Annotated in this window: 12 protein-coding genes and 1 tRNA gene; 6 read left to right on the top strand and 7 right to left on the bottom strand. The window is 72.3% G+C overall.

The genetic code is table 11. The features are described 5' to 3' along the window. Window positions 1–49: 49 nt before the first annotated feature. Complete coding sequence (locus tag GA0074694_RS05370; protein WP_091453352.1) at window positions 50–1,720, bottom strand: DUF885 domain-containing protein; 1,671 nt, start codon at window positions 1,718–1,720, stop codon at window positions 50–52. 86 nt (window positions 1,721–1,806) lie between these two features. Next, window positions 1,807–2,406 carry a Uma2 family endonuclease gene (locus tag GA0074694_RS05365; RefSeq protein ID WP_091453349.1) on the bottom strand — a complete coding sequence of 200 codons (600 nt, stop codon included), beginning with the start codon at window positions 2,404–2,406 and terminating at the stop codon, window positions 1,807–1,809. A gap of 116 nt (window positions 2,407–2,522) precedes the next feature. Between GA0074694_RS05365 and GA0074694_RS05360 the strand changes: the two genes are divergently transcribed. Further along, a complete protein-coding gene (locus GA0074694_RS05360) occupies window positions 2,523–3,494 on the top strand; it encodes a DMT family transporter (RefSeq protein WP_176737789.1) in 972 nt (323 codons plus the stop codon). A gap of 71 nt (window positions 3,495–3,565) precedes the next feature. Here GA0074694_RS05360 and GA0074694_RS05355 read toward each other — a convergent pair whose 3' ends face one another. The 3 genes from GA0074694_RS05355 to GA0074694_RS05345 all read right to left on the bottom strand — a co-directional run bounded on the left by GA0074694_RS05355 (window position 3,566) and on the right by GA0074694_RS05345 (window position 8,558). Beyond that, window positions 3,566–4,639: a PHP domain-containing protein gene (locus GA0074694_RS05355; RefSeq protein WP_091453342.1), complete on the bottom strand. Its 1,074-nt coding sequence runs from the start codon at window positions 4,637–4,639 to the stop codon at window positions 3,566–3,568. Between the two features lie 133 nt (window positions 4,640–4,772). Further along, window positions 4,773–7,661 (bottom strand): glycosyl hydrolase, encoded by a 2,889-nt coding sequence (locus tag GA0074694_RS05350; RefSeq protein ID WP_091453339.1) that lies wholly within the window; start codon window positions 7,659–7,661, stop codon window positions 4,773–4,775. Window positions 7,662–7,820: 159 nt separating this feature from the next. Further along, the gene (locus tag GA0074694_RS05345; protein WP_091453336.1) at window positions 7,821–8,558 is read right to left on the bottom strand and encodes a M23 family metallopeptidase; all 738 of its coding nucleotides are present in this window, start codon (window positions 8,556–8,558) and stop codon (window positions 7,821–7,823) included. 66 nt (window positions 8,559–8,624) lie between these two features. On the opposite strand from GA0074694_RS05345, the gene GA0074694_RS05340 reads away from it, so the two are divergent. From GA0074694_RS05340 to GA0074694_RS05325, 4 genes are all read left to right on the top strand, one after another. Continuing rightward, a complete protein-coding gene (locus tag GA0074694_RS05340) occupies window positions 8,625–9,011 on the top strand; it encodes a hypothetical protein (protein ID WP_176737788.1) in 387 nt (128 codons plus the stop codon). 92 nt (window positions 9,012–9,103) lie between these two features. After that, window positions 9,104–9,271, top strand: coding sequence for a hypothetical protein (locus GA0074694_RS31450; RefSeq protein WP_176737787.1), 168 nt, complete (start codon window positions 9,104–9,106; stop codon window positions 9,269–9,271). Between the two features lie 192 nt (window positions 9,272–9,463). Next, window positions 9,464–9,985, top strand: coding sequence for a tRNA adenosine deaminase-associated protein (locus tag GA0074694_RS05330; protein WP_091453327.1), 522 nt, complete (start codon window positions 9,464–9,466; stop codon window positions 9,983–9,985). Window positions 9,986–10,233: 248 nt separating this feature from the next. Continuing rightward, the gene (locus GA0074694_RS05325) at window positions 10,234–10,680 is read left to right on the top strand and encodes a nucleoside deaminase (protein ID WP_091458684.1); all 447 of its coding nucleotides are present in this window, start codon (window positions 10,234–10,236) and stop codon (window positions 10,678–10,680) included. Between the two features lie 86 nt (window positions 10,681–10,766). On the opposite strand, the gene deoD is transcribed toward GA0074694_RS05325, so the two are convergent. Continuing rightward, complete coding sequence (deoD, locus tag GA0074694_RS05320) at window positions 10,767–11,474, bottom strand: purine-nucleoside phosphorylase (RefSeq protein WP_091453324.1); 708 nt, start codon at window positions 11,472–11,474, stop codon at window positions 10,767–10,769. Between the two features lie 75 nt (window positions 11,475–11,549). On the opposite strand from deoD, the gene GA0074694_RS05315 reads away from it, so the two are divergent. Beyond that, window positions 11,550–11,636: transfer RNA gene (locus tag GA0074694_RS05315), tRNA-Ser, on the top strand. Window positions 11,637–11,712: 76 nt separating this feature from the next. On the opposite strand, the gene GA0074694_RS05310 is transcribed toward GA0074694_RS05315, so the two are convergent. Next, window positions 11,713–12,987: a tyrosine-type recombinase/integrase gene (locus GA0074694_RS05310; protein WP_091453320.1), complete on the bottom strand. Its 1,275-nt coding sequence runs from the start codon at window positions 12,985–12,987 to the stop codon at window positions 11,713–11,715. Window positions 12,988–12,992: the final 5 nt, after the last annotated feature.

Here is a 12,992-nt window from a genome sequence, read left to right as displayed (position 1 = left end):
CGGCGGCCGGGCCGGACGGCTCCGCCCGGTCCGGTCGCCCCTCGCTTCGTCAGAGCCGGGCGAGCGCCCGGCGCAGCGGGTCGAGCCCGAGCGCGCCCAGGTCCAGCGCCTGCCGGTGGAACTCCTTGAGGTCGAAGTCGGCACCCTTGCGGGTCTTCGCCTCGTCCCGGGCCTGGAGCCAGATCCGCTCGCCGACCTTGTACGACGGGGCCTGCCCCGGCCAGCCCAGGTAGCGGTTCAGCTCGAAGCGCAGGTTCTCGTCCGGCACCCGGCAGTGCGCGCGCATGAACTCCCAGCCCAGCTCGGGCGTCCAGCGCTCGCCCGGGTGGAAGCCGAACGGATTGTCCCGGGGGATCTCCAGCTCCAGGTGCATGCCGATGTCGACGATGACCCGGGCCGCCCGGAACGCCTGCGCGTCGAGCATGCCGAGCCGGTCACCCGGATCCTCCAGGTAGCCCAGATCCTCCATCAGGCGCTCGGCGTAGAGGGCCCAGCCCTCGCCGTGCCCGGAGACCCAGCAGAGCAGCCGCTGCCAGCGGTTGAGCAGCTCGGCCCGGACGGCGGTCTGCCCGACCTGGAGGTGATGACCCGGCACGCCCTCGTGGTAGACGGTGGTCACCTCGCGCCAGGTGGAGAAGTCGGTGACGCCCTGCGGCACGGCCCACCACATCCGGCCCGGTCGGGAGAAGTCCTCGCTGGGGCCGGTGTAGTAGATGCCGCCGTCGCTGGTCGGGGCGAGGCAGCACTCGATACGGCGTACCTGCTCGGGGATGTCGAAGTGGGTGCCGTGCAGCTCGCCGACGGCCTTGTCGGCGAGCGCCTGCATCCAGTCCCGGAACGCCTCCTTGCCCTGGATCGTGCGGGCCGGGTCGGCGTCCAGCAGGGCCACCGCCTCGTCGACGGTCGCCCCGGGGCCGACGATCCGGGCCGCCGCCGTCCGCATGTCGGCCTCGAGGCGGGCCAGCTCCTCGAAACCCCAGGCGTACGTCTCGTCCAGGTCGATCTTCGCGCCGAGGAAGTACTGCGAGGCCAGTTCGTAGCGTTCCCGGCCGGCCGCCTGCTTCTCCCGCCCCCGGGGGGCCAGTTCGGTGCGGAGGAACTGACCGAACCCGGCGGTCGCCGCGGTGGCCGCCGCCGCGCCCCGGCGCAGGTCCGCGCCGAGCGTGCCGTCGGCACCGAGCCGCTCGACCAGGCCGTGGAAGAAGTTGTCGCCGCCCGGGTCGGTCCATACGTCGCACTGTTTGGCGACCTCGATCATCTGCGCACGGGAGGAGACGTGGCCGGCGTCGGCCGCCTCGCGCAGCGTGGTCTTGTAACCGTCGAGCGCGCCCGCGAACTGGTGGAGCCGGGCGGCGACGTTCGCCACCGCCTGCTCGCCCTCGGTCGGCATCAGGTCGAAGACCGCGCGGATGTCGTGCAGCCCGCTGGCGATCACGTTGATCGCGCTGGTCTCCTCGCCCGCGTCGTAGCGGGCCAGGGTCAGGCCCAGCCGCTCCTGCATGGCCTCCTTGGCGGTCCGCTCCGCCAGGGTGTCCGGCTCGATGACGTCCAGCTCGGCCAGGGTGCGCCGGTCCAGCTCGGCGCGGGCGGCGTAGCCGTCCGGCGACAGGTCGTCGAGCCGGTCGTCGTGGCCGGCGATGCCGGTGTACGTGGCGCCGGCCGGGTTGAGTTCGGCCCACTCCACCACGTACCGGTTTGCGAGGTCGTCGATTCGTCCCACGGGGGAACCCTACGTGACCGGCTGCCTGAGCTGTCGACCTTCTTTCCGGCGTGCCGAGGTGGCGGTCGGGTCGGCTCTCCGGGCACTCAGGGCAGCAGCTCGGCCGGGTCCAGGGCGATCGGGAACGGCGCGTCGACCGTCAGCCGCTCGCCGCCGACCGCCTTGGCGACCGGGGCGTACCCGCCGGCCGTGTCGAGGGCGAAGAACTCGACCGAGGCACTGCGCAACCGCCGGACGATCTCCACCCGCATGAAGTACGGCACGCCACCCTCGGCGCACCGGCGCGGCTTGTCGACGCAGTCCTGCCGACGGCTGCCCGGCGAGACGAACTCCACCGCCATCGTGCAGAGCGGGGCCGGGACCCAGCGGTCCTCCTCGTCGGTGGCCGGCAGGGTGTGCAGGACCGTGACGTCGGGCTGGATCCACCGCTGCGGGCCGAAGGTGAGGTTCACCTGCCCGTACACGTAGAAGCCGGCGGCCTCGACGGCGGGCGCCAGGAGCCGGGCGAACCTGATCTCGCCGAAACTGTTGCTGCCTACTTCCGCGGGGGTCATGACCAGCCTTCCGTCGATGCACTCGTAGCGCGCCTGGGGCAGCTCCGGGAGCGGGAGGTAACGGTCGGCGAGCGTGGTCGTCCACATTCCGTCGAGATCGACGAGCGGGTCGAACTGCATCGGCATGGCCATCGGTCGCCACCTCCTCGGCTGGTCAACGCCACCACTGTAGGCAGGTTGCGGTGACGCGCGACATGGCGACCGGATATCGCCGGACAATGTCGGGGGGTTGCGGCAGAGTGTCAGGAGTGACACCGGATTCCACCCCTGACCGGGCACCCCTGCGCAGTTGGCTGCCCGGGTTCGTGCTGCTCGCCGCGATCTGGGGCTCCAGTTTCCTGTTCATCAAGATCGGGATCCGGGAGCTGCATCCGGTCTACGTCACCCTGGGGCGGGTCGGCACCGGGGCGCTGACCCTCCTCGTGGTGCTCGCCGTGCTCCGTGACCGGCTTCCCCGCGACCGTCGGCTCTGGCTGCACCTCACGGTGGTGGCCGCGTTCGGTGTGGCGCTCCCGTTCACCCTCTTCGGCTACGGCGAGCAGCGGATCCCGTCGATGCTCGCCGGCATCTGGAACGCCACCACGCCGCTGGTCGTCCTGCCGCTGGCGGTGCTGGTGTTCCGGACCGAGCGGTTGACCGCGCGCCGGGCCGTCGGCCTCGGGCTGGGCTTCGCCGGGGTGCTGGTGGTGCTCGGCGTCTGGCAGGGCGTCGGCGGTGCCACCTTCACCGGGCAGCTGATGTGCTTCGGTGCGGCGGCCTGCTACGGACTGGCCGTCCCGTACCAGAAGCGGTTCGTCGCCGGCCGTGCGGTGTCCGGGCTGGCCCTGTCGGCGGCGCAGCTGCTGCTCGCCACCGTCCAGCTGGCGGTGGTGGCACCGCTGGTGGCCGGGGCGCCGCCCGTGCCCACCGCGCTCTCCTGGGACGTGGTGGCCAGCGTGTTGGCGCTGGGAGCCTTCGGCACTGGGCTGGCCTTCGTGATCAACATGCACAACATCCGGGTGATCGGCGCGAGCGCGGCGTCCACGGTGACCTACCTGATCCCGGTCTTCGCGGTGCTCATCGGCGCGCTGGTCCTCGACGAGACGCCCACCTGGCACCAGCCGGTCGGGGCGCTGGTCGTGCTGCTCGGGGTGGCGGTGTCGCAGGGGTTCCTCCGCTGGCCGGGGCGGCCGGAGACCATGACGGCGCGCGCCGTCCCCACCGTGGCCGCCCGGAACTGATCCCGGCCGCTCCGTCGCGTCCGTCGCCGGTCCGGTGCGCCGGCTGGTCGGGGCGGGCCACCGCGAACCTCCTAGGCGTCGCCGTGGCTCCGTGCCCAGGCGATCAGCTCGTCGGCCGACCGGGTGTTCACCACCCGGTCGACGGTCACCCCGCACCGGGCGGCCCGTTCGCAGCCGAACCGCTGCCAGTCGAGCTGGCCCGGGGCGTGCGCGTCGGTGTTCACCGCGAAGACGCAGCCGGCCTCCAGGGCACGCCGGATCAGGCGTTTCGGCGGGTCCTGCCGTTCCGGCCGTGAGTTGATCTCGACGGCCTTGCCGTGTTCGGCACAGGCGGCGAAGACGGCGTCGGCGTCGAAGTCGCTCTCCGCCCGGGTCCGCGGCCGGTGCGCCCGGTCGCCCGGACCCTTCACTCCGGCCGGACGGGACGACACCATCCGCCCGGTGCAGTGACCGAGGATGTCCAGGTGCGGGTTGGCGACGGCGGTGAGCATCCGCCGGGTCATCCTCGCCCGGTCGTCGTTCAGGCCGCTGTGCACCGAGCCGACCACGACGTCCAGCCGGGCCAGCAGTTCCTCGGACTGGTCGAGCGAGCCGTCGGCGAGGATGTCCACCTCGATCCCGGTGAGGACGCGGAACCCCTCCGGCAGCGCGTCGTTGAGTTGCGCCACGTGGTCGAGTTGACGGCGCAGCCGGTCGGCGGTCAGCCCCCGTGCCACCTTCAGCCGGGGCGAGTGATCGGTCAGCACCAGGTACTCGTGGCCCAGCTCGACCGCGGCGAGGGTCATCTCCTCGATCGGCGACCCGCCGTCGGACCAGTCGGAGTGGGTGTGACAGTCGCCGCGCAACGCCGTACGCAGGTCGGTGGCGGCCGCGTCCAGGTCGGTGCCCTCGGTGGCGGCCAGCCGGCGCAGGTAGACCGGCTCCTCGCCGGCCAGCGACTCGACCACGCAGCGGGCCGTGACGTCACCGACCCCGGTCAGCTCGGTGAGCTTCCCGGTGCGGGCCCGCTCGGTCAGCTCCCCGGTCGGCAGCGCGGCGAGGGTGGTGGCCGCGGAACGGAACGCGCGTACCCGGTAGGTGGCCTCGTTCGCCCGTTCCAGCAGGAACGCGATGCGGCGCAGGTCGGCGACGGGATCCCGGCTCACGTGGTCGAACCTACGCCCCCGTCCCGCGTTCCGCCGCTTCCCCGGCCGACTCGCGGCCAGGATCTTCCGTACGACGCCGGCGGGGGCCGTCGTGGGTTGCGGACCACGACGGCCCCCGCTCGGTGGAGGCGGGTCAGGCGTGGGGAAGCCGGAGGACCGACTGGTTGCCCACGCCGAGGGTGGTCGGGCTGTTGCCGATGGCCGACCAGACCTCCAGCTTGACGGTGCCGTTGCGCAGGTTGCCGTGCGCGCCGGTGGCCGTCAGGAGGCCCTGGTTCTGGGTGTAGTGCTCGTACCCGGGGACCGGGTCGGTGGCGAAGTAGCGGTAGGTCTCCACCCGGTCCCAGGTGCCGTCACCGGTCAGGTCGTACGAGGCGCGCAGTTGCACGCCGTTGCCGACCGCCGAGCCGGCGTCGAGGAAGAGGTCGAAGCTGCCGGTGCCACTCTGGTAGGTGAGGTCGAGGCCGGTCGCGGTGAAGACCAGGGCGTTGTTCGGCCGGCCGTCGTAGTTGCCGTTGGCGGCGGCCACCGTGGCGGTGGCCGAGGTGCCGGCACCCGCGAGACCGCCCCCGGCGAGCAGGTAGCGGATCGGGGAGTCGGGCGCGCCGGTCGGGGTCGGGGTGGCCGTGGGCGTCGCGGTGGGCGTCGTGGTCGGCGTGGGGCTCGGGTCCGCCCCGCCGCCCGCGTTGCCACCGCTCCAGGTGTACGCCCCGGTGGTGGCCGTCTTGCCCGCCGGCACCGCGAGGCTGGTCCCGTTCGAGAACCGGACGGTGATCGGCGACGACGTGATGTTGCTCGCCACGTAGGTGCGGGCACCGTTACGGACGAACACCGCCGCCAGCGGGTGGTCCGCCGTCACCGCCCGGTCGACGTTGCCCAGCGCGGCGAGGTTGCGTACCCAGTGGAAGGTGTGCGCCCGGCTCTCGCCCTCCTCGGGGGTGTAGCCGGGATTGGCGCGGAGCTTGGCCAGGGCCGCGTCCGGGTCGCCGAGGGCGAGGAACTGCCACAGGATGTCCTGCCACACCGTCGGCTCGCCGCCGTTGTTGCGGACCAGTTCCGCGTAGTTCGTCGAGTTGTACGCGGGCCGGTAACCCATGTACAGGTGGCCACCGGTGACCGGCAGCATGTTGATGCCCTGGATCATCTCCGGATCGGCGCTGAACCAGGTGGCGTACGCGCCGCCGTCGCCCCACACCATGCCGACCGTGGAGTGGCCGAACGCGGCGGGGAAGTTCTCGTTGTCCACGTCGAACCAGTACTCGTTGATCGCCGCCGCCTGGGTGGTGTACATCCAGATGCCGGCGTCCCGGACGGCCGCGTCGCCGGTGGCCTGACCCCACTGGATCAGCGCGTTGGCGAAGTTCATGCCCTCCGACGAGGACTCCTGGTTGTTGCCGGAGGCGAACGAGCCGTGCCCGGAGGCCCAGTCGTGGCCGGCGTAGATGTCGAAGTCACGCAGGTACGGGAAGCGGGTGTCGCTGCGCACGTAGTTGTTGGCGTCCCGGATCAGCAGGTCGACCATGCCGCCGTACTGGTCGTCGCGGGCCCAGGTCGGGTCGAACTTGGCCAGCGTTGCGGCGGCGGCTATGTAGTACCCGTAGTGGAAGTGGTGGTCGTTGAGTTCCTGGTCGGATCCGTACGACGCCGGGTAGCCGATCAGCGTGCCCCAGTTCCGGTCGTAGTAGAAGACCCGCTCGGTCTTGCCCGTCGAGGCGGTGAACCAGTCGGTGAGGGTGGAGCGGATGGCGTTCAGCGCGGCGGTGCGGGTCTCCGTGTCGCCGACCAGGTCGGCGATCTCGGCGATCCGGGCGGCCCGGCCGAGGCCCTTGCCGGTCCAGTAGGTGTCGTTGCCGCGCCGGTCCATCGGGTTCGCCCGGACGGCGGCGAGGTGGTTGCGCAGGGTGGTCAGGTCCGTGCCGCTGCCGGTGGCGACGGCGGGCAGTTCGGGCAGCACCCCCTGGAAGCGCATCGAGGTCTGGAACTGGGTGACGCCGGTGAGCACCCTCATCCGGCCCCGGGCCGACGGGTAGGTCTGGGCGATCGGGGTGGACCCGGTCAGCGACTTCCAGTGGTGCGGGTAGAGGCTGACCACGGTGCGGTTGGCGCTGCCCTCGCGGGCGGTGGTGGTGAAGGCGTACGTCGTCCGGACCGTGCTGGTGGCCTGGTCGTACGTGTAGGAGACACGGGTGCCGGTGACGTGGGCGTGCGCGACCTGGCCGTAGGTGGCGGCCAGCGAGGCACGGGCCGTCGAGTCGGAGGTCTGCGGCAGCAGGGCGAGCGAGAAGTAGCCCCGGCCGGCCAGGTTGGACGAGATGCGGGTGCCGCTGACCGTCCAGGTCGCACCGGTCGGGGCGTACGCGACGTAGTCGTGGCCGCGGACGGTGAAGCCGATGGTGCCGCCGCTGTGCGACCAGACGGTGGGGCTGCCGCCGGTCACGTTGACCACCGCGTCACCGCCGCCGGTCTGGAGGTAGGCGAAGGGCAGGCCGTGGCCGATGGTGGCCCGCAGGGTGCGCGCGCCGTCGGTCCAGTACGGGCTGACCGTCCAGTCGGTCCAGCCGTCGACCTTGACGTTCGGTGCGGCGAGCCCGGCGACCCCGACCCGGATGTCCTCCTGATACGGGTACTTGAACTCGCCGACGCCGGTCGCGGTGCCGGTGATGGTGGGGGTGGAGGTGGCCGAGAAGCCGAGGCCGTCTATGAGCGTGTTGAACGAGATCGGGTGTGCGTGCAGCGGCTCGCTGAACGCGCAGTTGGTCTTCTTCCACAGCAGCGACGACCACCAGTCGTTGGTGGGCACCGGGCCGGTGGGGGCGTTGGTGGTGACGAACTGGCGGGGGTTGGTGGACATCTGCCCACAGCCGGCGGGCAGGGGGCCGACCGGATCGGTGGTGTAGCTGCCCCGGCCGACGGTTGCGGCCTCGGCGGGGGTGGTGACGCTGACAGCCAGGCCGCCGACGAGGACGGCCAGGGCTGTCGCGGCGGCCAGCACCAGTGGGCGGTGGGGGACGGGAGGTTTCATCGGGCCTCCATCGCACGCCCGGCGCCGGTTTGGCCGGCTTGTGACGTGCTTGCCAGAAACGGGGGGAAAGCGTGCCGTGAGAGCGCTCTCTCGCTCGGACGGTAGCCGACACGGCAACAGTCGTCAATGTGTCCGTCCGGTTAAAACCTGAGTGGAGGGTCAGTTCGCCGAGGTGGGGGCGGATGGGCAGCCGTGCTTGCGGTGCCAGGCGCGCACCTCGGCGGCGGGCTCCCGGTCCACCCCACGCCGCCAGGCGTCGAGATAGCGCGCCGGCCAGACCACGCCCCGCCGGATCCACCAACCGTCCCGGTCCGGGCAGGGCGGCGAGATGCCGAAGTGCAGGTGACAGACGTTGTTCGCGTTACCCGTCCGTCCCACCAGACCGAGCTGCTGCCCGGCCCGGACGCGGACCCCCGCGTCCACCCCGTCGGCCACCACGCTCAGGTGGGAGCCGTAGTACCGCACGCCGTCGTCGCCGAGCAGCGAGACGGAGAGCCCGCCGTTGTACGGCCCCCTCGGCCCCTTCGGGTCGAAGCGGTCCACCCGGCTCACCTCGAGGATCTCGCCGTCGGTCACCGCGACCACCGGCTCGCCGCAGTCGGCGAAGATGTCCGTGCCCGGGTACGCCGAGTGGGTCGGGTGGTAGCCGACCTTGCGCGACCGTACCGGGAAGACGTACCGCAGGCCGGTGCGCGACGGCGCGGGACGGGCGCTCGGCGACCCGGTCGCCTCCGGCTGCGCCGGCGTGGCGGGCCCGGTCGGCGACCACGACCCGGCCGGCGCGGACGTCGGCGGAGCCGCCCCCGGCCGGGTGGTCGCACACCCGGCCACCAGCAGCGGTACGAGCAGCAGCAGGACCGGCCGCGTGGGCCCACACCCGATCAGTCGCGGCAGCACCCGACCATCCTGACAGACCACTACGGTGGGGGAGGGGCCGCCGGGCCCGGGGAGGAGGAGACGCTGATGACCTGGCAACCCGGACCGCCGCCCCCGCCGGGCGTGGGGTACCCGGTGGGGCGTACCCCGTCGGGCCTCTTTCCCTCCGGACGCCCCGTGCGCCCGACCTACCGCGAGCCGCACCCGATCACTGCGGGTGGCGTCGCCACCGGCGGCGCGGTCACCGCGGCATGGCTGCTCCTCTTCGGCCTGCTCGGCGGGGACCTGCGCGGCTACGCCTGGTGGACGGTGGGCGCCGGCGTGGCGGCCTGGGCCGTCGCCCTGGTGCTGGTCCGCTTCGGTGACCGGGGCGTCGGCACCGGCGTGGCGATCGTCACCGCCGGTGGCTGGAGCATCGCCGCGGCCATGGTGGTGGCGCGCTGGGCCGGCAGCGGGAACTGGCCGCTCTGGTGAGGGGTCGTTCTGGTTGAGCAGTGCGTGGCCGCGCCGCTGCGCACCGAAGCGCGCCTTGACGTATGCGACAGGGCTGGTCCACCCTCGGCGGTATGGCCTGGACCACTCCGCGGCTCGACCCCGACCGCAGCCGCCGTCGCCTGCAGCTCCTCGCGGAACTCGCCGGGGCCAGAGCGGTCCGCCAGCAGGAGCGACCGCAGCGGGTACGCAGGGAGCAGTTGCGCCAGCTCATCGCCATCCGCCGTCGGGTCACCGGCTGACCTGTCGCCCGCCGTCGGGTCGTCGGCTGACAACCGCCGCCCGCCGTCGGGTCGCCGGCTGGACCGGCCCGACTCGACTTTCCCGAGGGATTGACCGCCTCATCGGGGCGTTGACCGGCCGCCCGCCGACGCGACCGGCTACCGTGCACGCGTAACAGGTCGGCACCCGGTGCCGGGTAGTCAGGGGGGACAGTGTCGTACTTCGCCGCGGCCGCGGTACGGGACTCGGACGGCTGGACCGCCGCCGAGGTGAACCTTCGGGGTGTCACGGATCTCGACGAGGTGGCCGAGCGCCTCCGGGACGTCGAGCCCGACGCCGGCCTGTCCCTGCTCTTCGTCGAGGCCGACGACGCGTACCTGGTGGTGCTGCGCCTGGACGAGGGGGAGGACCTGAGGGTCTTCGGCTCCGACTCGGCGTACGCCGAGGAGTCCCGGCTCGGGTCGGTGCTGGTCGGCGACCTCAAGGCACCCGACCTGGACGACGTCGGCGACGTACGGCGGACGGCCGGCGGTGGCGCGGAGACCGACCAGCCGGCGGTCGACCCCGAGGCCGATCCGGTCGGGGACGCCGACCTCCTCGCCGACCTGGGTATCCCCGCGCAGCGGTTGATCGCCCTCTGCACCCGGGAGGGCATGCTCCCCGCCGACGTCACCGCCGAGGTGTGCCAGGTGCTCGGCTGCTTCGACGAGGTCGAGGAGCTGCGCGAGGTGTGAACGGGTCACCTCCTGACGCCGGTGGGCCACCTCTCCCCGGCGACTCCCCGAGTCCCGCCGACTCCCTGCGTGCGGGCGACCCCCTGCCTGGCTCGGCCGGTGGGCCAGCCGATGTCACCGATCCCGCGCTGGAGACCGTCCGGCCGGGCCAGCCCACCCCCGGGTACGTCGGTCGGATCGGACCGGGGCCGGAGGAGGGGCTGGCGGACCCGGGCGGGGTCGGCCGGCGGCAGCGGCACGAGCTGTGGATGCGCCGCGCCCTGACGGTCGCCGTCACCGGCCCGGACACCCCGACCGCGACTCCCGCCGGCCCGGACGACGTTCCGGTCGGTGCGGTGCTCTACGGGCCGGACGGGGCCGAGGTGGCCGTCGGGCGCAACGAGCGGGAACTGACCGGCGACCCGACCGCGCACGCCGAGGTGCTGGCCCTGCGTCGGGGGGCGCAGCGGCTCGGGCGCTGGCGACTGGACGGCTGCACGCTGGTGGTGACCCTGGAACCCTGCACGATGTGCGCGGGCGCGCTGGTGCTGGCCCGGGTGTCGACGGTGGTGTTCGGGGCCTGGGAGCCGAAGACCGGGGCGGCCGGCTCGCTCTGGGACGTGCTGCGCGACCGCCGGCTCAACCACCGTCCCGAGGTGTACGGCGGCGTCCTCGAGACGGAGTCCGCCGCCCTGCTGCGCGCCTTCTTCCGCTGAGGGGGGCGCGCTGCGTCGCGTGGTAGCAGGGCACCCTTGTTACCGGATTCTGGGTAGGAAGGGCCCCCTGCAACCACACGAGGCAGTCAGGCGACGATCGTGTCCAGGGCGATCTCGACCATCTGGGAGAAGGTCTGCTCCCGCTCGGCGGAGCTGGTCTTCTCGCCGGTCTTGATGTGGTCGCTGACGGTCAGCACGGTGAGGGCGCGGGCCTTGAACCGGGCGGCGATGGTGTAGAGCGCCGCCGACTCCATCTCCACCGCCAGGACGCCGTAGTCGGCGAGCCGGTCGTAGAGGTCCGGTCGGTCGGTGTAGAAGGCGTCCGCCGCCAGCACCGGCCCGACCCGCATCGGTACGCCACGCCGCTCGGCGTTCTCGACCGAGGCACGCAGCAGCCCGAAGTCGGCGACCGGGGCGTAGTCGATCAGCCCGTCGAAGCGGACCCGGTTCATGTTCGAGTCGGTGGCCGACCCGTTCGCGGCGATCACGTCCCGCAGCTTCAGGTCCTCGCTGAGCGCGCCGCAGGAGCCGATCCGGATCAGCGACCGGACGCCGTACTCGTTGATCAGTTCGTGGGCGTAGATCGAGGCCGACGGCATGCCCATGCCGGAGCCCTGGACAGACACCTTGACGCCGTTCCAGCGGCCGGTGAAGCCCAGCATGCCCCGGACCGTCGAGTAGCACGTGGCGTCCTCGAGGTAGGTCTCCGCGATCCACTTGGCCCGCAGCGGGTCGCCCGGCAGCAGGACCCGTTCGGCGATCTCTCCCGGCTTCGCGCCGATGTGCACACTCATGACAGGGATCCTGCCAGGCCGTCCGGGGGCATGCCGGTTCGGCGTCCGGGCCGCTGGTCCTGTACCCTTCTCGGCGGTGGCGTGTCCGAGTGGCCTAAGGAGCACGCCTCGAAAGCGTGTGAGGGTTTACGCCCTCCGCGGGTTCAAATCCCGCCGCCACCGCTCGTGAACAGCGAGAACGCCCGGTCGGTCCGCGAGGATCGCACCGGGCGTTCCGCTTGTGGTCTCAGTTCTGGTCTCAGTTGGCGTTCTGGCCGGTGCCGTTCGCCTCCGTTCGGCCCGGTGCGTCGCCCTGGTCGTCACGCTCGGTCGGGCCGTCCCAGAGCAGACCGCCGACCCGCTTCGCGATGTCTCGGCGTACCTGTCCGGTGAGGTGCTGATAGCGGGTTGCCATCGCCGAGTTCGACCAGCCCATGATGCCCATCACCGCCCGTTCCGCGACGCCGAGGATCAGCAGCACCGTGGCGGCGGTGTGCCGGGCGTCGTGTAGTCGGCCGTCGCGCAGCCCGGCCAGATTGAGCAGCCGCTTCCACTCGTCGTAGTCGGTGCGCGGGTTGACTGGTTCGCCGGTCGGGGTGGCGAATAGCCATCCTCCGTCGGTCCAGAGCTGGGCGGCGGTGGCGCGTTCCTCCTCCTGCTCCCGGCGGTGCCGCCGGAGCAGCTCCACCAGTTCGTCGGGCAGGCCGATGGTTCGGCGACCGGCGCGCGACTTGGTCTCCGCAGTCTCGGCGCGGGTCGGCTGCCGATCGGGGCAGTGCCCTCCGAACTTCCGTCCGCAGGGCTCGGTGCACCCGTGCCGCCACCGGGGGCGTTGTCGGCCGCGCCGAACGACCAGCGCTCCGGCGTCGAGGTCGACATCGGCCCACTTGAGCCCGAGCGCTTCGCCCTGGCGCAGACCGAGGGCCAGGGCCACCGCCCACCGCGCGCTGTTCCGTCGCCCTCGGGTCGCGGCGAGCAGGCGGCGCACCTCTTCGACGGTGTACGGCTCGATCTCGTCGTCATTGAGGCGGGGCGGCTTAGCCAGCGTCGCCGGATTACGCGACAGGTGGCCGCGCCGTACCGCCTCGTTGAGCGCCGTACGGATGGTCCGGTGCGCCTGGTGGGCGGTAGCCGCTGCGCTTCCCTTCTCCTGCATCCGGACGTAGAAGCGTTCCAGGTGCTCCGGCTCCAGGCGGTCGAGCCGGTGCGCGCCGATACCGGGGACGAGGTGCCGGTACACGGCCACCCGGTAGCCGGCGATGGTGTTCTCTCGCACTGACGGCGCGGCGATGTTCTCGACCCAGTGGGTCAGCCAGGTCTTGACCGTCCAGCGCTGGCCCGGCTTCCGGACGGTGCCGTTGTCGCGCTCCCGTTCAAGCTGGCGAACCTTCTTGGTGACCACCGCTTCGGTCTTGCCACGGACGTGCCGCCGGTCCGGCTTGCCGTCGTCCTGGACGCCGACGGTGACCCGGCCGTGCCAGCTTCCGTCACTGCCCTTGTAGATGCTGGAAGCGCCGTTGGGTTTGCGTGCCAAGGTTG

It is taken from the genome of Micromonospora inyonensis, from assembly GCF_900091415.1.
Lineage (GTDB): Bacteria > Actinomycetota > Actinomycetes > Mycobacteriales > Micromonosporaceae > Micromonospora > Micromonospora inyonensis.
The sequence above is the reverse complement of the archived record's forward strand: the minus strand, read 5'-3'. Positions and strand labels throughout refer to the sequence as shown.

Bases quoted from the DNA above. Each gene is read 5' to 3' on its own strand.
- GA0074694_RS05365 (WP_091453349.1), bottom strand. From the start codon at position 2,406: ATGGCCATGCCGATGCAGTTCGACCCGCTCGTCGATCTCGACGGAATG.
- GA0074694_RS05350 (WP_091453339.1), bottom strand. From the start codon at position 7,661: ATGAAACCTCCCGTCCCCCACCGCCCACTGGTGCTGGCCGCCGCGACA.
- GA0074694_RS05340 (WP_176737788.1), top strand. From the start codon at position 8,625: ATGACCTGGCAACCCGGACCGCCGCCCCCGCCGGGCGTGGGGTACCCG.
- GA0074694_RS31450 (WP_176737787.1), top strand. From the start codon at position 9,104: ATGGCCTGGACCACTCCGCGGCTCGACCCCGACCGCAGCCGCCGTCGC.
- GA0074694_RS05325 (WP_091458684.1), top strand. From the start codon at position 10,234: ATGCGCCGCGCCCTGACGGTCGCCGTCACCGGCCCGGACACCCCGACC.
- deoD (WP_091453324.1), bottom strand. From the start codon at position 11,474: ATGAGTGTGCACATCGGCGCGAAGCCGGGAGAGATCGCCGAACGGGTC.